This is a genomic window from Phenylobacterium sp. CCH9-H3 (assembly GCF_001557235.1).
Lineage (GTDB): Bacteria > Pseudomonadota > Alphaproteobacteria > Caulobacterales > Caulobacteraceae > Phenylobacterium.
Window position 1 is genome coordinate 1 of sequence record NZ_LSJI01000163.1, and the last position, 308, is coordinate 308.

The 308-nt window shown below is 63.3% G+C and carries 1 pseudogene; it reads left to right on the forward strand.

The features are described 5' to 3' along the window. Positions 1 to 308: pseudogene (locus AX721_RS27965) on the forward strand (hypothetical protein); the annotation flags it as partial.

Here is a 308-nt window from a genome sequence, read left to right on the forward strand (position 1 = left end):
GCGTCCGCGGCGACCTGAACGACAACTGGAACTACGACTTCGCCATGCAGTACGGTCGCGTGTCGTTCAATCAGGTCCAGACCGGCTTCTTCCGTACCCAGGCGATCAACAACGCTCTCAACGTCGTGAACGTCAACGGCGTGCCGACCTGCCAGTCGGTCATCGACCAGACCGACCTCGCCTGCGTGCCCTACAACATCATGCAGTTGGGCGGCGTGACGCCGGAGGCGCTCGCCTACCTGGAGACGCCCTCCACCCTCATGGGCAACCTGTTCGAGCGCATCGTGAACTTCTCGCTGGGCGGCGAC